20 protein-coding genes are annotated in these 22541 nt (G+C 67.9%); 12 read left to right on the forward strand and 8 right to left on the reverse strand.

Annotation, left to right across the window (positions count from 1 at the left end):
* Positions 1-12: 12 nt before the first annotated feature.
* Positions 13-1488 (reverse strand): pentapeptide repeat-containing protein, encoded by a 1476-nt coding sequence (locus tag ACZ7LE_RS14565; RefSeq protein WP_470403969.1) that lies wholly within the window; start codon positions 1486-1488, stop codon positions 13-15.
* A gap of 595 nt (positions 1489-2083) precedes the next feature.
* Here ACZ7LE_RS14565 and ACZ7LE_RS14570 point away from each other — a divergent pair.
* From ACZ7LE_RS14570 to ACZ7LE_RS14580, 3 genes are all read left to right on the forward strand, one after another.
* On the forward strand, positions 2084-2437 hold the full coding sequence (locus tag ACZ7LE_RS14570) for a GNAT family N-acetyltransferase (RefSeq protein ID WP_470403970.1): 354 nt from the start codon (positions 2084-2086) through the stop codon (positions 2435-2437).
* Between the two features lie 74 nt (positions 2438-2511).
* On the forward strand, positions 2512-3141 hold the full coding sequence (locus ACZ7LE_RS14575) for a GNAT family N-acetyltransferase (protein ID WP_470403971.1): 630 nt from the start codon (positions 2512-2514) through the stop codon (positions 3139-3141).
* Positions 3138-4391, forward strand: a complete 1254-nt coding sequence (locus ACZ7LE_RS14580) for a class I SAM-dependent methyltransferase (RefSeq protein ID WP_470403972.1) — start codon at positions 3138-3140, stop codon at positions 4389-4391. The genes ACZ7LE_RS14575 and ACZ7LE_RS14580 overlap by 4 nt, the downstream gene beginning before the upstream one ends.
* 788 nt (positions 4392-5179) lie before the next feature.
* On the opposite strand, the gene ACZ7LE_RS14585 is transcribed toward ACZ7LE_RS14580, so the two are convergent.
* Entirely contained in the window at positions 5180-5680 is a 501-nt protein-coding gene (locus ACZ7LE_RS14585; protein ID WP_470403973.1) for an HAD domain-containing protein, read from the reverse strand.
* A 506-nt stretch (positions 5681-6186) separates the two neighbouring features.
* Between ACZ7LE_RS14585 and ACZ7LE_RS14590 the strand changes: the two genes are divergently transcribed.
* The 9 genes from ACZ7LE_RS14590 to ACZ7LE_RS14630 all read left to right on the forward strand — a co-directional run bounded on the left by ACZ7LE_RS14590 (position 6187) and on the right by ACZ7LE_RS14630 (position 18488).
* Positions 6187-7119, forward strand: a complete 933-nt coding sequence (locus tag ACZ7LE_RS14590; RefSeq protein WP_470403974.1) for a hypothetical protein — start codon at positions 6187-6189, stop codon at positions 7117-7119.
* Entirely contained in the window at positions 7112-8251 is a 1140-nt protein-coding gene (locus ACZ7LE_RS14595) for a ParB N-terminal domain-containing protein (protein ID WP_470403975.1), read from the forward strand. The genes ACZ7LE_RS14590 and ACZ7LE_RS14595 overlap by 8 nt, the downstream gene beginning before the upstream one ends.
* A 139-nt stretch (positions 8252-8390) precedes the next feature.
* A complete protein-coding gene (locus ACZ7LE_RS14600) occupies positions 8391-9830 on the forward strand; it encodes a DUF3375 domain-containing protein (RefSeq protein ID WP_470403976.1) in 1440 nt (479 codons plus the stop codon).
* Positions 9827-10420 (forward strand): DUF4194 domain-containing protein, encoded by a 594-nt coding sequence (locus tag ACZ7LE_RS14605; RefSeq protein ID WP_470403977.1) that lies wholly within the window; start codon positions 9827-9829, stop codon positions 10418-10420. The genes ACZ7LE_RS14600 and ACZ7LE_RS14605 overlap by 4 nt, the downstream gene beginning before the upstream one ends.
* Positions 10413-13793 carry an ATP-binding protein gene (locus tag ACZ7LE_RS14610; RefSeq protein ID WP_470403978.1) on the forward strand — a complete coding sequence of 1127 codons (3381 nt, stop codon included), beginning with the start codon at positions 10413-10415 and terminating at the stop codon, positions 13791-13793. Before ACZ7LE_RS14605 ends, ACZ7LE_RS14610 begins: the two co-directional genes overlap by 8 nt.
* Positions 13790-15055: a Wadjet anti-phage system protein JetD domain-containing protein gene (locus ACZ7LE_RS14615; RefSeq protein ID WP_470403979.1), complete on the forward strand. Its 1266-nt coding sequence runs from the start codon at positions 13790-13792 to the stop codon at positions 15053-15055. Before ACZ7LE_RS14610 ends, ACZ7LE_RS14615 begins: the two co-directional genes overlap by 4 nt.
* A 257-nt stretch (positions 15056-15312) precedes the next feature.
* Positions 15313-15759, forward strand: a complete 447-nt coding sequence (locus ACZ7LE_RS14620) for a hypothetical protein (RefSeq protein WP_470403980.1) — start codon at positions 15313-15315, stop codon at positions 15757-15759.
* Positions 15756-16991: a hypothetical protein gene (locus ACZ7LE_RS14625; RefSeq protein ID WP_470403981.1), complete on the forward strand. Its 1236-nt coding sequence runs from the start codon at positions 15756-15758 to the stop codon at positions 16989-16991. Before ACZ7LE_RS14620 ends, ACZ7LE_RS14625 begins: the two co-directional genes overlap by 4 nt.
* Positions 16992-16994: 3 nt before the next feature.
* Positions 16995-18488 carry a hypothetical protein gene (locus ACZ7LE_RS14630; RefSeq protein WP_470403982.1) on the forward strand — a complete coding sequence of 498 codons (1494 nt, stop codon included), beginning with the start codon at positions 16995-16997 and terminating at the stop codon, positions 18486-18488.
* A gap of 82 nt (positions 18489-18570) precedes the next feature.
* Here ACZ7LE_RS14630 and ACZ7LE_RS14635 read toward each other — a convergent pair whose 3' ends face one another.
* The 6 genes from ACZ7LE_RS14635 to ACZ7LE_RS14660 form a co-directional block, all read right to left on the reverse strand.
* Positions 18571-19548, reverse strand: a complete 978-nt coding sequence (locus tag ACZ7LE_RS14635; protein ID WP_470403983.1) for a hypothetical protein — start codon at positions 19546-19548, stop codon at positions 18571-18573.
* Between the two features lie 84 nt (positions 19549-19632).
* Positions 19633-20397, reverse strand: coding sequence for an SMI1/KNR4 family protein (locus tag ACZ7LE_RS14640; protein ID WP_470403984.1), 765 nt, complete (start codon positions 20395-20397; stop codon positions 19633-19635).
* Positions 20394-21143 (reverse strand): hypothetical protein, encoded by a 750-nt coding sequence (locus tag ACZ7LE_RS14645; RefSeq protein WP_470403985.1) that lies wholly within the window; start codon positions 21141-21143, stop codon positions 20394-20396. Before ACZ7LE_RS14645 ends, ACZ7LE_RS14640 begins: the two co-directional genes overlap by 4 nt.
* 1 nt (position 21144) lies before the next feature.
* Positions 21145-21738 (reverse strand): hypothetical protein, encoded by a 594-nt coding sequence (locus ACZ7LE_RS14650; protein WP_470403986.1) that lies wholly within the window; start codon positions 21736-21738, stop codon positions 21145-21147.
* 111 nt (positions 21739-21849) lie between these two features.
* A complete protein-coding gene (locus ACZ7LE_RS14655; RefSeq protein ID WP_470403987.1) occupies positions 21850-22083 on the reverse strand; it encodes a hypothetical protein in 234 nt (77 codons plus the stop codon).
* Positions 22084-22111: 28 nt separating this feature from the next.
* Positions 22112-22540 carry a hypothetical protein gene (locus tag ACZ7LE_RS14660; RefSeq protein ID WP_470403988.1) on the reverse strand — a complete coding sequence of 143 codons (429 nt, stop codon included), beginning with the start codon at positions 22538-22540 and terminating at the stop codon, positions 22112-22114.
* Position 22541 lies beyond the last annotated feature (1 nt).

Below are 22541 nucleotides of genomic sequence, written 5' to 3' on the forward strand. Positions count from 1 at the left end.
GGCTTCCTGATGTCAGGTGGACTTACCTGTGTCGCGCGCCAGGAGGGAGGTGAGATCGTCGACCAGCTCGCCGATCCTCTTCGCTCCCGGATCGGCGTCGCCCAGTGCTGTGGCGAGACCTGCACACCGGTCGGCAAATAAGAGACCGCGCTGCCCACCGAGGCGGCTACCCGTGAAGTCGGTCTTCACGGCGCTCGCCCGGAACAGGGAAGTGCCTTGCAGGTCGGCGTCGGCGAGGATGGACTGGTTGATCCGGGCGTAGGTTGCCCAGGCGTGTTGAATGGACGCCCCGGTCATATCTGCCGCCAGGTACGCCTGGGTGAGGTTCGCACCGTCGAGAGTCGCACCGGTCAAGCGGGCTGATGGCGGTGGGTCGCCGACGATGACAGACCGGTACAGGTACGCCCCAGAAAGGTCCACGTTGCGCAGATCGCAACCGCGGAACGTCGCGTAGCGTCCCGCGAAGCCCGTGAGGATCGCCTCAGCGAACGAACACTCAGTGCAGGTCATAGCCTCAGCGCGCACGCTGCGCAAAGTTGCCTGGACGGCACTTACGCGGGTCCAGGTGGATCCTCCAACGGCAGCTTCGTCGAAGGTCGCCCGCGCCAGACTGCTGTCGATCCACCGCCCATCGGTCAGGTCGGCGCCGGTGAAGTCAGCGCCTGGCAGGTCACTGCCCCGGACGTCGATCCCAGGTGCATGCAAGTCGCGCGCATCCAGCCGCTCGGCGCGCACCTGGACGAACTTCAAGCCGGCGAGGTTCGCTCCAGAGAACACCATCCCGTCGGCCGTCGTCGGACGCTGGATGCTGGCGTCACTCCCCCTCGCCCCCTCCAGCACCAGCCCGGTCATGCCGCTGCGGAGGAACGTTGTCCCGCTGAGATTCGCCCGTGAGAGGTTTGCCTGGTCGAGGCGGCTCTCGTTGAACAGTGAGCCGTGCAGGTCGGCACCCGTCAGGTCGGCGCCTGCAAACGAGCATTGGTAGAAACTCGTCCCAGCGATCTCGGCGCCGGCGAGGTTGGCATCGGTGAGGTTGCAGCCGTGGAACAAGGCACCGGTCGCGTCGACCAGCCCGCTCAGATCGGCACGCACGAAGGTGCTCGCCTGCGCCGCCAGAGAGTGAACATAGGCGCCGGCCAGGACAGCGTCGGTGAAGTCCGTACGCTCGATGCCTGCGCAGACCAGCGCCGCTCCTCGCAGGTTCGCTCCGACCAGCCGGGTGCCGAACAGGGAGGCCCGGTTGAGTACAGCATGACGTAGGTCCATACCCGATAGGTCGAGTCCCGAAAGGTCTGACTGGGTGAGGTTCAGGCCAGTCCCCGTGCTGGTGAGCAACTGCTCGGTGAGCGCTCGGACTCGATTGATCCCGGCCTGCCGATCCGAGCTCTGCGCCGCTTCTCGCAGGACGTCCGCATGGCTCGGTGGCCTGCTGCTTGTCTCTGGTTCCGTCTCCAGGTCGTGGTGCTCTGGTGCCTTGAGTTGATCCACGCCGCATACCTCCACACTGTGAGTGGGGCCAATTCCCCTTTGCCGTTGTTTTGCTTGATCGTTGCTCATCGAAGCGATTTTCAGAGGCGACGCCTAGCGCATCTCTGCGGCGTCTCTGTCGCGTCCTTGTAGCGGCGGCGCTCTGACCTGCGCAAACGTTGCTTGACGCGCCGCCGCCGATCGCAGTACCAGCCCCCGGATGGAAGCCCGCGCTGTACCGTCGACGTCGTGATCGATTCGCCGGGGGGGGGCAACCGCGTGACGCAGACAGACACGACTGCTTACGGCCCGGTTGAAGTGCCAAGAGGCGCCGATGCCTCGTGCGCTTACTCACGGGAGCCCACCATCAACGACGCCTACGCCACCGATCTGTGGCTGACCCACGACGGCGTCGGCCTGGGTCCGCTCCGCGCTGACCTCGCCGAGACCTACTGGCGCTGGGAGAACTCGCTACCGGTGATGGCGGGCTATGCCCGCCAGACCCCGGAATCCCTCACCGAACGCACCGCCGGCCTCGAAGCCCAGCTCGAAGGCAGCGCCGACCAAACCCGCTTCACCATCTACCGCCACCACGACCACCTGGACGCCAGTCGGCATGACGTCCCTGCTCATCGACGACCGCTACCGCACCGCCGAGTTCTTCATCTACATCGGCGAACCCGACCACCGCGGGCACGGCACCGGCACCATCGCCACCACGATGGCCCTGGACTGGGCCTTCCACATCACCGCGCTGCGCTGCGTCTACCTCGAAGTCCTCGCGACCAACACCGCCGCCATCCGCGCCTACGAGAGGGCCGGATTCCGCACCGTCGGCACCAGACGCCGCACCGGCTCCTGGCTCGGCCAACCCGCCGACGAAGTCATCATGGACGCCATCCCGGAGGAGTACAGCGGACCACGACTCGTCGAAGCCGCCGTCCTCGGTACCCAGCGACCCCACCTATGACGGGTACTTCTCGGGACGCCCTGAGCGCGGTCCTACCGACATTCGGATTGCGGGTTCGTTGGGATGACCTGGAGTTGCGCCTGCCCGACGACATCGAGCTGCTCGCGCTCGCCAGTCTCGCCGCCGACGGCGTGCACAACCCCGAGGTCGCCCCGTTCTCCTGGCCATGGACCCGGGGCACCCACGAAGAGGTCAAGCGGAACGTCCTCGCCCACCAGTGGAAGAACCGGGGCCGGACCGCCGCCGACGACTGGGCACTGTCGCTTGCCGTGTTCCGCAACGGCGAGATCGTCGGGGAGCAACAGATCTCCGCGAAGAACTTCCAGGTCACCCGCTCGGGGCTTACCGGCTCCTGGCTCGGGCTTCGACACCATGGCCAGGGCATCGGCACCCGCATGCGACTCATGGTGCTGCACCTCGCCTTCGAAGGGCTCGACGCGGCAGAGATGATCAGCGAGGCGTACGACGACAACCCCGCCTCGAACGCCGTGTCCCGCCGTCTCGGGTACACGGCAAACGGGTGGCGGGTGACCGCCAGGGAAGGGCAGTCGGTCATCGAGCGCAGCTACCGCATGACCCGAGAGCTGTGGGACGCCCGCCCGGACGACCTGCATGCCGCGGTCGCAATCGACGGAGCATCATCGGTCCGCCAGCTGTTCGGAATCGATCAACCGAAGCAGTCAACTGACAGGGAGAACACATGACACAGACTGACGCACAGAGCGGCATCGACGCCGACCCGACGTTGAGTTCCGAGGCCTTGCGTGAGCGGATGATCGCTGAGCTCATCGAGTCTGGCGTGCTCTCGGACCCGAAGATCGAGGCAGCGTTCCGTGCAGTACCCCGCGAGGTGTTCGCACCCGCTGGCACCCCAGCAGACCTGCCATACGCGATCCACGATGCCTTGCGGACGCGGTTCGCCGACGACGGCACGGCCCTGTCCTCGCTGTCCGCACCAACGATGCACGCCGGCAACCTCGCGCAGGCCGAGATCCGGGAAGGGCAGCGCGTGCTGGAGATCGGGTCCGGTGGCCCCAATGCCGCCATGCTCGCGCACCTTGTCGGACCCACCGGCATCGTGGTCAGCGTCGACATCGACGAAGACGTCAACTCACGCACCCGCACCGGCCTCCAACATCTCGGCCTGAGCGACCGGGTCGAGGTCATCACCGCCGATGCCGCCGAACTCCTCGGGCGTAGCGTGTTCGACCGGATCATGGTCACCGTCTCCCCCTGGTCCCTCCCGCAAACCTGGATCGAGCAGCTCGCGCCCGACGGGATCCTGGTCGTCCCCCTCCAAATAGCACCAGGACTGCAACGCATCATCGGGTTCCGCAACAAGGACGGTCGACTCGTCTCGGAGTCAACAGTCCCGGGTGGGTTCGTGCCCCTACAGGGCGCAGGACTGTTCAACCCGCCCTCGGTCCAGCTGACCGGCCCGTCGGGCAAGCCCGTCACGTTCACGTTCCCCGGCACCAAGGTCCCCGAAGGATTCGCGGTGTCGGACGACGTCCTGGCGACCGAACCGATCGAGGCCTGGTCCGGCGTGATCTACAAGAACCGCACCATCTGGCTCGACCTGCTCACCTACGTCCTGGTCCAGCCAGGCGCCTGCGCGATGGAAGCCGAGGACCCGGCGGACCGCGGCTCGGACATGTCGTTCTACCCGGCCCTCGTCGACGGGGCTTCGTTCGCGGCTCTGCACCGCCGTCCCGCCACGGAGACCACGCTCGAAGTCGGCGCGATCGGCAAAGGCTCCGACGCAGCCCGCCTCACCCGGCGGCTCGCCGACACGATCGCCCGCTACGGCGCCGACTACCGGGGCGCCGAGCCGCTGTTCCAGTGGTGGCCCGTCGGTACCGAGCCAGACGAGGATGTCTCATCGTCCGTGGCGGTCCTGCCACGGACGCACGGCACGCTGACCATCAGCTGGCCCGTTGCAGGGCCCCGGTAACGCCGAACCGCAGCCGTTGGGTCCACATGGCACCGTGAACCCCGACCCGCGACCGCTTCAAGGCAGAAGGGCGGAACGTAGCGTCACCTGAGCTGGCGCTGTGGGCCGTGGCTACGGTCTCCGCGTCGCGCCGTCGGGCCAAACAGTCACGACTGGTCGGTCCACGCTCCGTGCGTACGCAACCGCTTGTCCGGTTCCGCTGCGCCAACTTCCGTCCCAGGCCGCCAGCATGAGGTCGCTCCGGTCGACGACCTCTCGGCTCGCGGCGAGGTATGCGTCGTCATTCGCCGTCGCACGGGCCAGGGTATGGACGGCGGAAGCCTGTCTCAGGTAGGCGTCGCACCGCTCACGGCTGGCCTTGTCGTCGATCCGGTCGAAGTAGTCGGCTGCAGGAACCACTACTTCGATGGCGCCTCCTAGGTCGAGTACGACATCGGCGAATACCTGATCTGAGCCTCGGGCTAAGCAGGTGACCCCGACCAAGCTCGCGCTAGAGAACTTGGCGAGTTCAGCGCGAATACCCTCGCGGATCAGCGCTGTAGTGGTGTCCGTGAGGTGGGCATGCCCTGTGATGCCGACAATCGTCATGACGCCTGCCCGCAGCAGTCGACGGCATCGCTCTCTCGATCCCTGGTCACGAGCAAGTGGGAGTACGCCTTCACCCATCCAGTGTGGTGCAGACTGCGATCGCCTCGGCAACTCCGAGGTCTGCGGGTGTACGTGGCGCGGGTCGGTACCGTGTCCAGATCAGGTACCACCACCGGCCGGCAGCGTAGCGCGACCCGTCGCTATTCCAGACCTCGCAGCCATGTCGCGATCTCGTTGACGCCGTCGGAAGTCAGCCCGACAGACGATTCGACCTGGAACAGCAGCGCAGGCCCAGGATGCTCCCGCTCGACGAACGAGCGGTCCGTCTCCGTGATGACGTCGTCGACCCACACGAACGGTCGGCCCTCCGCAACTCGTACCAGGGCGCGCGTCTTCCACCCCAGACCGTTCGGGTCGCCATCGCCGTAGGCCGGCAGGTCTGCGACCGACAGCTCTGGTAGCCCGACCCGCGGCGCGATCACTTCGTTCGCGTCATTCATCCAGGCCGTCGCCCACACCAGGTCGCAACCCAGACCCAGCAGGAGCGGACCAAGGGCCGGATCGATGAAGTCGAACTCCGGCCGCGGCGTGTCGGGGTCCTCGGGCTTGCCATCGCGAGGCTGAGGGAGCATCCCGGGCCCGCCGAACGGCAAGAGGGTCCCGTCGACGTCGAGGAACAGCAGCGGGTGGGCAGGAGTCACGCACGCACGATAGCGGCCTGCGAACAGCGGCGGGCACCGTTGTGCGTCCGCCGTCGCAGACGATAGGAGGCGGACGATGCGCGCGGACGGGCACCGCCCGGGAAATGCAGCAGACCAGATGCCAATCTCGAGCGACTGTGCCGCGAAGCAGGCCTCACGACGACCAATTGGTGCGCGCCCCTGACCAGGGCGTACGCCCCGCACACCACAGGTGTGCGCTCCTTGGGTGTGCGGAAAGTGCGCGCATGATCTGCATGATCGCGCCCATGAACACGAAGCCAAACGCTCCCTCGCCAGACCCCGCGTTGCACGGTGACCCACGCATTTCGTGCGACTCGCGACCACCAGACACCGCGGCCAATCTGCACGAGTTGGGGGACATGGACGACCCACACATCGACCTGCGTGAACGCCATGTCCCCCAACCGCCTGGACTGCAGAATGCGCACCCAGGGGGACGTCGCGTGGTACCTCGACGGGTACAGGTGCATGTCACGGTGCAGGACATGGACGCCACTGATCGCATGACGCCGCCCGCCCCGCTCGGCCAGTCGGCAGAGCCACGCAGATTCGCTTCACCAGAAGGCCTGCGCCAACTCTTGCTTCGACTGCATGACGCAGGCCCCGACGTCTGGGCCACCGATCCGGAGGCAGAGGCCCTACTTGAGCACTGCGCACACCGGTTCGGTGCGCTGGCCCGCCGGTACCGGCAGACTCCGCACGACGCCGCGGTGGCCGCGTTCGAGGTGCTGCGTGCCGCTGCTACCGCGCGTGCCGTGGATCCGTGGGCGGTGGTGACCAGAGCGGTGGAACTGACCGTGCAGGCGAACGAGCGCGCAGACGCCCTGCTGTGCTCCACCGGCAAGGCCCGGCGCCTGATGTCCGGCGGGCACCATGACGTGGTCCGATTCGGCGAGCGCGATGACGACGACCGCTCCTGGACGGACCACCTCGACGCGATCACTGATGCTCGGCGCCGGTCGTCGGACGACACTTCCGCCGACCCGAGTCCAGTCAATGGCGTCGCTCCCGGGGAGGTTCGGGTGGCCGTGGCGAACATCGTCGAGCTGCTCGTCGCGCTCGGCTGGCCCCGCGCCGTCGCCACGAACGGCCTGGACTACATCTGCTCCCGCCTGGTCGAGGCCGGCAACCCAGCCACCGCTTTCGAGTACCTGCGGCGTGACCTGACGCCACTGACCCTGCTGGACATCCCGCACCGCTCGTGGACCGCCCTGTGCCGCATCGTCCTGGGACCCGATGATGGCCTCGGGCAGGTCTCCGGTCTCCTTCGCCGTGTCCTGTCCGGCGAACCGATCGCCACTCTGCTGGCGGATCAGAAGCTCGTCAGCCAGGTCGCCCATTCCTGGCTGTCAGGACGCGAGGCCATCGTGCCCGCGACAGATCGATCGGGCATGACACGGGCGGTGCGCGATGCCTGACGAAGCCGACGCCCACGCCGGGGCGCTCACCGTGACAGTTGACTCGATCATCGTCGGGGCTCGCCATCGCAAGGACGCCGGCGACCTTGATTCGCTCGCCGCGTCGATCGACCAGCTCGGGCTGCTGCAGCCCATCACCGTCACGCCGGACCGGGTGCTGGTGTGCGGATGGCGACGTCTGGAGGCCGTCAAGCGCCTGGGCTGGGAGTCGATCAAGGTCTGGGTGCGCTCCGGGATCTCCGACCCGGTCACAGCTCTGCTGGCCGAGCGCGACGAGAACACCCAACGCAAGGACTACACCCCTCTGGAGAAGGAGGCGCTCTACCGCGAGATCAAGGAACTACTCCGCGAAGACGCTGAACGCCGACAGGCCGAGACGCGGTTCGGCGGGGCACGGAGGAACGAGAACAAGAAGACGGGCACGGTCGATGCGAGCGGTGGAGTCCACCGGACCTCACCGGGACAGACTGAGGGTAGAACGGAGGCCGCGCAGGACCGGTCCGGACGGGGCAAGGTCCGGGAACAGGCAGCGCTGATCGTCACCGGCAGCAAGTCGCAGAACACGCTCGAACGCCTCAGCATGCTCGTCGACCTCACCCGCGACACCACCCGGCCCGACCACATCCGGAGCCTCGCCACTGAGGCCCTGGCTCGGATCCAGGACGGGCACCCGGTATACCCCGAGTACGAGGCCGTACGGGCAGCTCTCGCCGCCACCGATCCCGACCAGCAGACCATCGAGCCCGTGACCTCCGACGACGTTCAGGAGCTCCTGGCCACGGTCGGGAAGAACGCGAATCGCCCTCACGCCTCAGGCAACGACGTGGGCACGGTCGAGGAGCGCGAGAGTACCCATCCCGCCAGCAGGCTGCACTCCGCCCCGGCCAGCCTCCGCCAGTGGGCATCGATCTGGCCTGGCCTCAAGGGCTGGTCCGCCCGGTACGACCCCACGGTCATCGCCGCGAATGCCACCGAGGCGGACTGGGCCACATTCCGCGAGGTTCTCGCGGAGACCAACGCGTTTGCTCGGCGAGCGATGGCCGCACGGAATATGAACCGGCCGTCGTCCAACACCGGCAGCGACCAGACCCTTTTCGACGTCCCGAACCCAGTTCCAGATGAAAACGGATGACCGCGAGTGCCGTGGCCCGGCGCGATCCCACGAGTCTCGGCTCCATCAGGGGCTTCCTTGGCGGCCGTGCAGGATCCATTCGCACGTTCACATGCTCGCGTAATACCACTGTCGGTGGCGCCGCCTACGCTGTCTCCCGATGGATCTTGACCTCGTCGATCAGCTTCGGGAGCGCCACCCCGCGTGGCGCCTGCTGCGCGCCCGCAACGCCCCTCTCATTCTGTCTTTCCTCGGCGCGCACTTCATCGACGCCAACCACGGCCCGACCCCGGCCGGCCACCTGACGGCGGCCCTCGACGATGTCCTGCTCGACCTACACCGCACCGATCCCGACCTCTACCCGTCCGAGCCACAGTCCTACCTCGACGACTGGTCCGGGACCGAGTCTGGATGGCTGCGGCGCTACTACCCGGCGGACTCGGAGGAGATCCACTACGACGCGACGCCCGCGCTCGAGCGCGCCTACCGGTGGGTCGAGGGCTTGCAGGCGCGGTCCTTCGTGGGCACCGAGTCACGCCTGCACACCCTCGTGGAGCTGTTGCGGCAGATCGTCCACGGCACGGAGGAGGACCCGGACGTCCGACTAGCCGAGCTGCAGCGGCGCCGGGCGGAGATCGACGAGGAGATCGCACAGGTCAAGACGGGCGATGTGGCGGTCATGGACGAGACCGCGGTCCGCGACCGGTACCAGCAGTTCTCTTCGACCGCTCGCGAGCTGCTGTCAGACTTCCGTGAGGTGGAGGAGAACTTCCGGGCCTTAGATCGGTCTGCGCGCGAGAAGATCGCGAGCTGGGACGGCGGCAAGGGCGGGTTGCTCGCCGAGCTGGTCGGCGGCCGCACCGACATCGCCTCCTCCGACCAGGGGCGCAGCTTCCAGGCGTTCTACGACTTCCTGCTTAGCGAGGACCGCCAGGACGAGCTGGCCGGCCTCCTCGCCCAGGTGCAGGCGATTCCGAGGATCGGCGCCGACCAGCGGCTGCGCACCGTGCACCACGACTGGTCCGACGCCGCCGAGCGCACCCAGCAGACGGTTCGCAACCTTTCCGAGCAGCTGCGCAGGTTCCTCGAGGACCGCGTCTGGCTGGAGAACCGGCGCGTCCTCGACCTCGTCCGCTCCATCGAGGCGACCGCGATCGCCGTCCGCTCATCGCCGCCGCCGGACGCCTCAGGGGTCGGCCTCGAGGTCGACCAGCCCGGGGTCGCCGTCGCCCTCCCGTTCGAACGGCCCCTGTACGACACGGTCCCGGCGTCGGCGGTGGACAGCCTGATCGCTCCCGAGGAGCCCGATCCCGTCGAGATCGGCGCCCTGCTGGAGCAGCGGTTCGTGGACACCGCGCGCCTGGTCGACAACATCCTCGCCGTAGTGCCGCCACACAGCACCGCCGTCCTCAGCGACGTGGTGCTGATGTACCCGGTCGAGCAGGGCGTCGCCGAGATCGTGGGCTACCTGTCGCTGGGCGACCAGGGGCAGGTCGCGGTCGACGTGGACGACACCGAGCAGATGGTCCTCGAGTACACCGACCCGGATGGCGTCCCGCGCCGGGTCACGATGCCGAAGGTGACGGTGACCCGCCGATGAGGACCCCGGAGGAACAGGCGATCGGCACGGCCGTGATCGGCCTGATGCGCGGCGTCGTGTACCGCGAGTCGGACGAGACCCGGTGGGTGGCGCTGGGCCGTCACGCGGGGCCCGTGCGGGACCACTTCGCGGCGATCGGCGTCGATGTGGTGATCGATGATGTCGAGGGTTACGCCTACCTGCGCGCCCGGGAGGCAGAGGACGGCGAGGAGCCGCTCCCCCGCCTGGTCAACCGGCGTGCCCTGACCTACAACGTGAGCCTGCTGCTCGTGCTGCTGCGCAAGCGCCTCGCCGAGTTCGAGGCGACCGGCGGCGAGGGACGCCTGGTGCTGAGCCGCGACCAGATCGTCGAGATGCTGCGGGTCTTCCTGGCGGAGTCGACCAACGAGGCGCGTGTGCTCGACCAGGCGGTGCGCACGATCGGCCAGGTCAGGGACCTGGGCTTCCTCCGCGAGCTGCGGGGCCAGACGGACCTGTGGGAGGTGCGCCGCGTCCTGAAGGCGTATGTCGACGCATCGACCATGGGCGACTTCGACGCGAAGCTCACCGAGTACGCGAACGCTCAGACGGGAGGGGCGTCCGATGACTGACGCACTGTTCTCGGCGGTGGAGGTCGAGTCGGCGAACAAGCACACCGGCTTCCGCCTGCAGCGCATCGAGGTCTACAACTGGGGCACCTTCCACAAGCACGTGTGGTCGCTCTCGCCGGCGGGGCAGACGTCCCTGCTCACCGGCGACATCGGCAGCGGCAAGTCGACCCTGGTCGACGCCGTGACGACCCTGCTGCTGCCCGCCAACCGCATCGCGTACAACAAGGCGGCGGGGGCCGACAGCAAGGAGCGCACGCTGCGCTCGTACGTGCTGGGCCACTACAAGTCGGAGCGCAACGAGACCACCGGTGCGTCCCGGCCGGTCGGGCTGCGCGACCACACGTCGTACTCGGTGATCCTGGGGGTCTTCGGCAACACCGGGTTCGACGAGACCGTGACGATCGCCCAGGTCTTCCACCAGCGGGACCGCACCGGCCAGCCCGACCGGTTTTTCGTCACCGCGCAGGCAGACCTCTCCGTCGACCCCGACTTCAGCGGTTTCGGCGCCGACCTGAAGGCCCTCAGGTCCCGCCTGCGCGCCGCGGGCGCACACGTCGACACGACGTTCCCCGACTACTCGCGGCGGGTGCGCCGGCTGCTCGGGATTCGTTCGGAGCAGGCGATGGAGCTGTTCCACCAGACGGTCTCGATGAAGTCGGTGGGCAACCTCAACGAGTTCGTCCGCGGCCACATGCTGGAGCCCGCCGATGCCGCGAGCCGCGTCAGCGGCATCGTCGACCACTTCGAGAACCTCACCAAGGCGCACGAGGCCGTCCGCCGCGCGACCGACCAGCTCGCGGCCCTCGAACCGCTGATCGAGTCCTGCGACCGCTACGAGGAGACCGTCGAACGGCACAGGTCCCACGTCCGCCAGCGGGACGCCGTAGCCCCCTACCTTGCCGAACGAGCCGCGACGATCCTGGAGGCCACGCTCGGCCGGGACCGCACCGCGCTAGTCGCCCTCGAGGGCGAGCAGCGGGACCTGGAACGTGAGCGGCGGTCGCTCGCCCCGCAGCGTGACCGCCTCGTGGGCGAGCGGCAGAGCGCGGGCGGTGACCGCCTCGGCGAGCTGGAGGAAGCAATCCCGAAGGCCGAGGGGACGCTCCAGGACCGCACCGGCCGTCGTCAGGCCTACGCGCTCCTGCTCGACCAGGCGAGCCTCGACGACGTCACGACGGCGGCGGACTTCGCGGGCCGCGTGGCCGACGTCGCGGCCCGCCGCGAAGGACTCAAGGACGAGCGTGACCGGATCGACGCCGACAGGCGGCCCCTGCTGGAGCGCCACTCCGAGATCAACCGGACGGGCGCTGCGCTGCTCCAGGAGATCTCCGGGCTGGAGAGCCGGCGCAACAACCTTCCCGGCCGCCTGGTCGAGCTGCGCGAACGGCTGTGCACCGAGCTGGGCCTCGACGAGGCCGACGTGCCGTTCGCGGGCGAGCTCGTCGACGTGCGCGACCAGCACGCGCAGTGGCGCGGCGCCGCGGAACGGGTCCTGCGCGGTTTCGCACAGAACCTCCTGGTGCCCCAGCGCCTGTACGAGGACGTGACCGGCTGGGTCAACGCCAACCACCTCGGCGCCCGGCTGGTCTACCTGCGCGTCCCCGAACGCCGGGTCCCCTCCCGGCCGGTGGACCGCGGGCCGGGACTGCGCCTGTACGACGTCCTGGAGGTCGAGGACGGCGGCTTCGCCGGCTACCTCACGGCCGAGCTGGCGCACCGGGCCGACCACCGGTGCGTCGACGACGTCGGCCAGCTGCGCCGGGAGGACCGTGCCGTCACGCGCGAGGGTCTGGTCAGGGATCGCGACCGGCACGAGAAGGACGACCGCACCCGTGCGGACGACCCCCGCACCTGGGTGCTCGGCCGCGGCAGCGAGCAGAAGATCAAGGCGCTCAACGCCGAGGCCCGCACGCTCCAGGGAGAGCTGACCGGGATCAACGCCCAGCTCACTGCACTGGACACGCGGCGCAACGCCCTCGACGACAGCGCCGCCGCGCTCGCCGGCCTGGCCCAGTACACGACCTGGCGCGAGATCGACGTGGATGAGGCGCGCGAGGCCCTGGCGGCTCTGACCGGCGAGCGCGACCGACTCGTAGCCGGATCGTCCCGGCTGACGGAGATCGACCGACAGCTCAGCGAGCTCGCCGAGCGCGAAGACAAGCTGACCCAGCGAATCGGCAGCATCGGCGAGACGATCGGCGGCCTCAAGAGCGACGTCACGGCCGCGCAGCGCCGCCTTGACCGGGAACGCTCCACCATCGACGCGCTCGACGAGGCCGCTCTCGCGGGTGCCCGCGACTGCTACCCGTTGCTCGAGGAGCGGATGGGTCGCAAGGTGCCGGCCACGATCGACGAGTGCGACGCGACCGCCGCGACGCTCCCGCGCGCTATCAACGCGGCCGTCGACGACGCACAGCGCCAGATGAACGGCTTCGTGACCAACATCCAGCAGCAGATGGCCGAGGTCCGACGCCGCTGGCCCGAGGCGACCACCGAGATGGACGCCAACGTCGCGGCGATCGGCGAGTACCGGAGCCTGCGGGACCGGGTGCGCCGTGACGACCTGCCGCGGTTCGAAGCCGAGTTCAAGCACCAGCTCAACACCAACGCCGTCCGCGAGCTGACCCAGTTCTTCTCCTGGCTCCGCCGGCAGGCGGAGCAGATCGGCGACCGGGTGGACAGGATCAACGAGGCGCTCTCGGCGATCGACTACAGCCCTGGCCGGATCGTGCGCCTGGTCGCGGAGCCCACACCCAACCAGGAGATCAAGCAGTTCCGGTTCGACCTGCGCGCCGCGACTACCAACGTACTCAGCCCGGACGACGCGTACACGGAGCAGCGGTTCGAGGAGGTGCGCCGCATCATCGAACGGTTCCGCGGCCGGGAGAACCACGCCGAGAGCGACAAGGCATGGACGCGCCGGGTCACGGACGTGCGCAACTGGTTCACATTCGCCGCCTCCGAACAGGACCGGGAGACGGGCGCCGAGCACGAGCACTACACCGACTCCGACGGCAAGTCCGGCGGTCAGAAGGAGAAGCTCGCCTACACGATCCTGGCCGCGTCGCTCGCCTACCAGTTCGGCCTGGAGTGGGGCGCCGAGGCCTCGCGCGACTTCCGCTTCGCCGTGATCGACGAGGCGTTCGGCCGTGGCTCGGACGCCTCGACCCGGTACGCGCTCGGGCTGTTCGCCAAGCTCGGCCTCCAGCTCCTGATCGTGACCCCGCTACAGAAGGTGCACGTGATCGAGCCGTACGTGCACTCGATCGGCTTCGTCGACAACCCGACAGGCGCCTCCTCCCGCGTGCACACCCTCACCATCGAGGAGTACCACGAGCGGCGGCGCGAGCACGCCGGGCAGGGAGGCGCGTGAGCGGCCGGGCGGTACGGCCGGCCAAGCGCTGGACGGCGCCGTCGGACATCGCGGCGAAGGTGCGCCGCCGGTGGGACGACGGCGCCCTGCTGCGCGCCCTCGCAGCAGGCGACCCTTTCCCGGTGCTCGACGTCCCGGTCCACGGCCCGTCAGCCGCCGACCTCGGCGAGCGCTTCGACGAGGCGCGCGACTGGCTGGCGACCTTGGACGCCGGCTCACGTGGCGGCCGGGCGTACGACCTGGTCAGCACCAGCGTCGGCGGCCGGGACCTCGGCCGCACCGAGGTTCCAGGACGCGCGGTGGTCACGTCGTTCGACCAGGCCTGGCGCCTGCTCGGCGTCCTCGACGACGTCGCGGCGTTCGGCCGCGTGCTCACGACCGCCGACGCCGTCCTGCCTGACGCCGCCGTCCGCACCTGGGTGCTGGACAAGCCCCTGCGGGCCCTGGCACTGGAAGCCGAATGGCCGGCGATCACCGCCGCCTACAGGTGGCTACGGGACAACCGCGGCTCCGGCAAGTACCTGCGCCAGGTCGACGCACCGGGCGTGGACACCAAGTTGGTCGAGCGGCACCGGGCCGTCCTCGCGGAACTGCTCGGTGTCAGCTCGCGCGCACTCGGCTTCACCGCCGACCTCGGCCTGTCCGCCAAGCCCACGATGGTTCGGCTGCGCTGCGCACCCGGCCTGCTCGGTCTGCCCGACGTCGTGACGGACGTGACGCTGCGCCTGGACGAGGCCCGGCAACTCGCTCCCCGTGCCATCACGCAGGCGCTGATCGTGGAGAACGAGATCACCTACCTGAGCGTGCCGGTCCCCGCGGGCGGGCTGGTCCTGTGGGGCAAGGGGTTCGACGTCGACCAGCCTGCCTCGCTCCCCTGGCTCCGGGACACCGACGTGACCTACTGGGGCGACCTCGACACCCACGGGTTCGCGATCCTCGACCGCCTCCGCGCATGGCTCCCGCAGGCGCGCTCGGTGCTGATGGACCAGGACACCCTCCTGGCCCACGAGGACCGCTGGGGGCGGGAGGAGCGTCCGACGTCCGCAGCCCTCACGCGCCTGACCGACGCCGAGGCGGCGCTCTACGCCGACCTCGTCATCGACCGGTACGGGGCACGGGTGCGCCTGGAGCAGGAACGGATCGACTGGGCGTGGGCTTCCGGACGGTTGTCAGGTGAACACACCTCTGAGACGAGAGCAGACGTCGACGGTCGCGAAAGCGATCCCAACGCCACCAGGTTTGAGCGTCAACGCAACGACTAGTGTCACGCGATGCGTACAGCCGGTGTCACGACCGAGGGTGAGCCGAGCAAAGGCCGCATGCGCCCGGGGCCCCCACCCGCACGGCAGCAGTGCAACCCTCTGACCTGCAGGAGCAGGCCCGGTAGTTCGCCCGGGTGAACAACCGCCCGCGAGCAGACACGACAGCAGAATCTCGACGAAGGTTGGGCAGTGGCTCATGGGCTGTCGCAGAGGGCGAGAGCGTAGGAGAGCCCAGCCCGCGTCAGACGGAGGATGCAATGACGCACTGGCTCTATCCGGTGAATCCGACGAACCGAGACTCCTGGGGATACGACGTTTCGCCGACGACGGTGATGGCAGGTAAGAAGCGCGCCCGCACATGGCACCTGCCCAGGAAGCTCGACACGGCCGACGGTGACCTGATCTGGGTGCGTGAGTCCATACACCCGGACAATCCCGTGGCGAAGGTGGTCGGCGTGGGCGTGGTGCAGAGTGACGAGCCCGAGCCTCACGACGGCGCCTATCTGTTCGACGTCCTCTTCGGTACCGACCTGTGCTATCACCTGGCAGCCAACCCGTTGGCCCTGGTGGTGGACAGCATCCCGATGAGCGCGAGGAAGCTGAAGGACCAGGAGCAGGCCCAGCTTGCCCTGGCGGTCTTCGAGTTCACCGTGGCCGAGACGCGAACGCAGGCTCGCGGCAAGCGATCAGGGAGCCTCCGGTGAACCAGGAGATCCAGCTCATCAGTGACGGCGACGGCCTGGCTGTCATCGGGCACCCTGACGCCGTCGAACGTTTCCTCAGCGCCGAGGGTCTGCCGTCGAAGGATCTCGGACTGAACCGGCTCGGGCCGGGCCTCAGCGCCGCGGCCGGCATCACGCAGGCGGGTTCCGAACTGGCAGCCAACTCCGGCCGCTGGGTGAAGCTGTCCAAGGAGTCGGCTCAGCTCGTCGACAAGTGGGGACTTCGGACGAGCTCGAAGACTGGCCTGAGTACTGGCGTGCTGAAGGGGCCTAGCGGTCAGATCAAGGGGTTCGTCGAGTTCTCGACGAAGGGTCTGCTGACCAACCCGGCGGTGCTGGCAGGCGCCGCCGGGATCATGGCGCATCTCGCGATGCAGCAGGTCATGGACGAGATCACTGACTATCTCGCCACGATCGATGCCAAGGTCGACGACGTCCTGCGTGCCCAGAAGGACGCTGTGCTGGCCGAGATGATCGGGGCGGACCTCGTGATCGAAGAGGCCATGACGATCCGCGAGCACGTAGGACGGGTTTCAGAGGTGACCTGGTCGAAGGTCCAGGCGACGTCGATGTCGATCGCACAGACACAGGCCTATGCGTTGCGCCGGCTCGACGCGCTCGCGGAGAAGCTGGAGCGCAAGGCCTCCATCGGCGATCTCGCCGCTGCGTCAAAGGGCGCCGAGTCCACGGTCACGGAGTGGCTCGCTGTTCTCGCCCGCTGCTTCCAGCTGCACGACGCGCTCGCGGTGCTCGAGCTCGACCGTGTGCTGGACACGTCGCCGGAGGAGCTGGACCGTCATCGTGTCGCGCTGAAAGTGGCCCGCGGAAGGCGCCTGGTACTCATCTCGCGCAGCACTGCACACCTCCTGACCCGCATCGACAGCGCGGCTGGCACGGCGAACACGAAGGTTCTCCTGCACCCGACCTCGTCGAGGGCTGTGGTCCACTCCAGCAACCAGGTGGTGACCGCCGTCGTCGACTTCCAGGGACGCCTCGGGATCGAGGACGATCGACAGGCTCTGGAAGCGAGCCGATGGTTGGACGCTGTCACCGAGGTGAAGGACAAGGCTCTCGAAACAGGGGCCGAGGGCGTGGACGCCGCCAGGCGCCTCGGCAACGGCGCCTTCGACCGGGCCAGATCCGTGACGGGCAGGCTCTCCGGCGAGATCGCCACAAGGACTCTCCGCAGACGCGGGGACGAAGAGACGAGGTAACTGGTGACTAAGGCTGCCCAGCTCGCCGGATATCTGCTCGAGGAATTCATCGCCCACTTGCTGACAGCAAATGGGTACAGGCTCCTCGCTAAGGAGGACGATCCCGAGGTCCTCGAATGGCAAGGCAGCGGCCTCACCGTCAAGGGCCGAGGCGCCGTCCACCAGGCGGACGCACTTGGAGCGCTCGACATCACCATTCCGTTCTCACTGCCAGTGCGGCTGTTCGCCGAAGCGAAGAACACCACCTCGAAGATCGGCCTTGACGTCATACGCAACGCTCACGGCGTCGTACACGATGTCAACGAGTACGTCCGTATGACAGAGGGGGTCAGCCGGGCCGAGCACCTGCGGCGCGTTCAGTACCGCTACTCGCTCTTCTCGACCGGAGGCTTCACGACCGATGCCCAGAATTTCGCACTCGCACACCAGATCTCGCTGATCGACTTGTCCGGCCCGTCGTGGCGCGAGCTCGGCGAAACACTCCGGACAGCCGCGCAGGAAATCCTCCTCGACGATTTGGAGGTGTCACTGGGTGCCGCGCGCATGGCCGTACGTCACGTCCTCGCGGTACGGAGTGCAGAGAGCGCCCACGACCTCCGCCAGGTCGCCGCTCCCAGCACGCCACTTCTCGCATGGTGGGCCGAGGACACGGTCACGCGTGCGCTCCCCCATGACAACGTTCAAGAACTGTTTGTCGGGTTCGTAGATGCGCCGTTCGTCCTCGCTTTACGCGCCACGGATACCGAAGCCTTCCGCACGTACACCGAGGCCGCGACCGGCCCCATACCTATCGGGATCGGCTACGGCCACACCGGTCCGACAGGCGGCGAGTGGCTCATTTGGCCTTCGGACGAACCCGAAGCATTTACCCTGACTTTCCCGCTTCCCGGAATCCTCGAGCGTCTCCTTCTCACCGCTAACTCGGACGACGTCGCTCGGATGGCCTCCGACGCCAAGCAAGCGCTGATGCAGTCCATCACCATGTACGTCGACGGTCGGCCCGTACGCCTCAAGTACGAACGTCAGCGCCGGGCCATACCCGACCCCATCCCTGAAGACTCGACCTCGACAGACGCGCTCCGTCGAGCACTTCCGGTACCGGATGGCGTAGGCACCGAACGCTCGAGACCGCGGCCCCGGCGACACCCTCGACCAACGGGGTGGACGCGCAACACTGCCACGGATCTGATCGACCGGCTGCAGCAAGGCCAATACCTGGTCCAGCGTGGGGTGATCCGTCGAGCAGTGGCGAACGGCGGCCAGATCTCACGCAACGAGCTCTACGAAGTGGCTGGGTTCGATCCTGAGCGCTCTCTCAGAGGACTCGCGCGCTCGACCAACCGGATCACGGAGGCCCTCATCAACGAGGGACGCCTCGCCGTGGGCACACCACGGGCCTTGCGGCCGATCTATGGCACGGGCGGACGGGCCGAGGCCTACGAAGTTCCCGACGATCTGGTACAGGCGCTGGACCTGTGGGCCGCTGGCCGGTCGTGAAATAAGCGCGTCCCCCTTTCGGGCGTGGGCCGATCACTGCTAGCGTCGGAGAACGCGCTCCAGCCAGGTGATGCGTCGGGTGCTACGCCTCTGTGTCGACCACGATCGCTGTGGGCGTTCCGGCGTCGTCGAGTTCGAGGTGCACGGGGAAGTCACCGTCGCCGACCGATGTCATCGCCATCATGACGTCGGCGCTGCCGACCGAGATCGTGCCTGCCTCATGCTCGTCTGCGCGAACCTTGGCCATGACCAGCCAGTGGTGCGAATGCGGCCGGAAGTCGAAGTTGAACATCGCCTGCCTACTCGATCGCCGTCGCGACTCCAGGTCGAGCGCCCGGTCCAGCGCGTCCTGGAACGGCAGGTCCACCCAGCCGTAGCCGACGTCGCCCGGGCCGGTCAGACGCGGGGCGTCGAGCTCGACTGCGACCTGCGCCTGGTCCCGACCCCAGAACACGACGTCGGCCAGGCCGTCGATCGGGTCCTCGTGCACCCACGAGCTGAGGGCGTCGGCGTCGCCGATCACGAGGCGGGCATGATCGACGCGCAGGTGGCCGAGCTCCCGGGTGTGGGCGGGCGGTGCGGCACTTAGCACGACGCGGATCTGTGTCCAGCCCCAGTCACTGGCGGTCGCGGTCACGCAAAGCGCGCTGCTGGTGGAGATACCACCGACGGAAATCACCGGCACACCGTAGTTCAGGAAGGTGGGATCACCGCTGGCGATCGCGTGCCGAACCCGCTCGCGATGCGGGACCTGGTGCGGCAAGACCTGGAGGCCGGCATCGAGCCCCGCCTTCTTGCAGTGCTCGACGAACGCCTCGGTGATCTCCTCGATGCCTTGGGCCGGGATGTCATAGAGCCTGGTCCCGGGCTGCCGGTCGAACGACCGTGCGGCGGCACTGGCATCGGGTCCGACGATCTCCATGTCCGCGGCGGGACCCGGCCGCGCCGCGACGTCCTCGGGGCGACGGTCACCCGACCACAGGCTGAGGTAGCCGCCGTCGGTCAGCACGAGCTGTCCCGAGGGGCAGGTGATCTTCCCGAGTTCAACAACGTCAGCCATGTGCCGGGAGTCTAGGGCTCTCCTCGGCCGTCGTGCCGAGGGTGACCGATACCGCTCAGACCTGAGCCGGTGGGAACGTGATCGCTATTCGATGAGCCAGTCAGCCTGGTAGCGACGACGAAACTCATCGGCCGCCTCATGGGTCCGTGCACTCATATGAATTGTCGTCTCGTCGACCAGCACGATGACGTCATCGACCATCAGCCAGCGCGCTCCGGTCTGGGTGCTCAGGTGCCCCGTGGGGAAGGGGGCGATGTCCAGCGACCTGCCATGTGCAGCGACCTCGGCGAAGTCGTCAAGTCGGTCGAATTCCGTAGCCAGATCACCGACGGCGTGACGCATGCACGACTCGTAGACCAGCCACTGGACCATCGCGCCGGAGAACGTTTCGGTCCATGGCTCCCACGCCTCCTGAGACTTGTCCGCGAGGTCGCCAAGCACGACGACGGGCGGGTCGTCGCGGTCCAGGTGTTCCAGAAGAATGCCCCATCGGCAGACACCCTGGTTCTCGTGGCGAAGGATCAGTGCGCCTTCGTCGACGTACATCTGTCTCTGCACGACGGACAACAGCACATCCTGGTTACTGAACAGGTCATGGCGGCGGCCGAAATGCCGGTAGAACTCACGCACCGCCGGGGGCAGCCGAACACCAAGGTCGGCCTCACGCACCTCGATCTGTTCCGCGGACACTCCGGATGTAGCGTCGAGCGGTTGTCCGAGCCAGTACTCGGCGAACCGCGCCACAAACCGCCACGCTGACGAACGCTCTCCCGCGGCTTCTGAAACTTCGGCGATGAGGTCAAAGCGATCAGAATCACCAGCGCTTCCACCGGAGGAGTTCCGCATCACTCCACCCATCCTTCGTACGTGCGAAAGCGCTGTGCGGCTTCAGAAGCCTTGCCCAGAAGCACGAACGAAGGGCAGCTCTCCGAGCGCTCCGGCTTGCCGCTCCACGTAGGGTGCACGACCGTCAGGGTGCCGTCATCGAGACGTGCCAGGACGTCGTCCGACGCCGCATGGAAGGCCTCGATCCCGGTGATCCTGGCGAACAGTGGATGCCTCCGCACCAACTCACGTCTCAGTTCGGCCAGGACGGCGCTGCGACGACTTTCGGTCATCGCATCTGATTCGCTGAACCCAGTCCATCGGGGCCAGATCATCGGGTCGCCAGGCTCGTCCGGCTGCACTTCGAAGATCGCCCGCGGTTCGTGAGTGCTGCTGTCGCTCCCTGGGTGCCCAGGCCGCGCCAGCCATCGTGATCCAGGCAGGTCACCGAACCGCAGGTACGGTCCGTAGTTGGTGTCGAGGACGCCGTGGAGCCCTTCGGTCACCGCCAGCACGAGTGGCCTGACGTCTTCGCGCACGCCGTACTCAAGCATCACCGCGCGCGCCTGCACGCCTGGCAGCGCCTGCTCGAGCACGCCTGCGTCGTACTCGGCAAGGACCTCGTCGGTGGGATCGACGCCGAACGACGCACCGGCCACGGTCAGGCGGTCAAAGACTGGCTCCGGCCGATACTCCCCGGCGGACAGAAGTCGTTCGAGAATCACCGCCTTCGTGTCGGCATCGGACAGCAGGATCAGGGTCGGGCGCACCTCAGACGCCCCCGAGAGGCTCGTCGGTTGCGTCCCGTATCCCGATCCCACGCCGGAAGCGGCCGACGACGTCGTCGGCCTTTCCGGGCAGGTGAGCTGCGGCCCACGTCTCAAGCGTCGCGAGGAACCCCCGCAGGTCGCCTTCGATCGGGTCGAGCGCGACCCGCACCTCGTCGAGGCCCGCCGTGAACGCGACCTCCTCGATCCGCTCGGTGTCGACGACAAAGCGGACCTCGTCTCCGTTGAACTGAACCGCAGGCCATGGACCGTGCCCGAGCCAGGGGTCGCCCGCGCCGTCGGCCACGCACTGGACAAGGTCGAAGCGGCTCGACAGGTCGCTGCAGCACCCGGGCAGCAGCACGGTTCCGGTCGTCGTGTCGGTGATCCGGACCCCGCCGAGCAAGATCGAGCCGTCGGCATCTGGATCGTCGAATGCGTGGTTCGCGTTCAGGAACGACCACACCACCGATCCGACCTCCCCGACAGACAGACCGGCGTGCAGCCTCGCGTGTCCGAACCCCGCGGTTCTGGTCGTAGGCCAGCCGTCGAAGTCAGCATGATCAGACAGCTCGATGACGGCGTCGGCGATAAGCACGTCCCGGACCGTATCTGAGCCGCGATCTCCTGCCGAGTCCTTTCCCCTCGTGGCATTAGCGGCTGGTGCCGATGCTTGCTCCTGGAGCGAGCAGAGCCCCGGTTGTCCTGGTTACCGCGGCATCCCGAGGCTTCCCGGGGCGAGCCACTCAACGTCCCAGCCGTCCTCCGTCATATCGAGCTCGAAATCTCTCATGTCGGCGAACCACCAGTCGCCGATCGTGGTCAGAGAGCCGGGCTGCCCCTCGCAGATGATCGCGATGATCGAGCCACTCTCGTCCGCTTCGGCAACGACGAACTTGCCCGTGTACGGGCCGACCGTGAAGCGGGCGTCTCGCCGACTCATCGCACTCGCCGCAGGGATCGACACGTTCCTACTGCTCCGTGCTCTGCGTGGCGCCTCCTTGACCGGCCGCACGGTCGCGGAACGACTGGAAGTCGGCCCACCCATCTCTACCGCCGTCCTCGATGAACTCACCGGACGAGCAGTCGAACGCACGACACCCGATCACGTGCGCGGTCTCGCGGACCACCTGCGCGACGTCGTTCCCACCACCGCGCACGTGCAACATGATGGACTTGACCGGGTCCTCACGACCGATGTTGAACTCGATCACGCAGCCCGGGCGCACGAGGTCGCCCCACGTCGGGTCGCTCAGGTTCGGGTCCGCGAACGTGGCCTGCAGCCAGTCGAGGATCTCCGCGACGGACCCGAGTGGTGCCGGATCGTAGTCGCGCGGGATCTCCTCGATCGTGACCCCGGGTGGTGCGTTGAACAGGCTCCACCCCTGCCGGGAAATCACA

The sequence above is a fragment of the Promicromonospora sp. NPDC110617 genome (genome assembly GCF_055598465.1).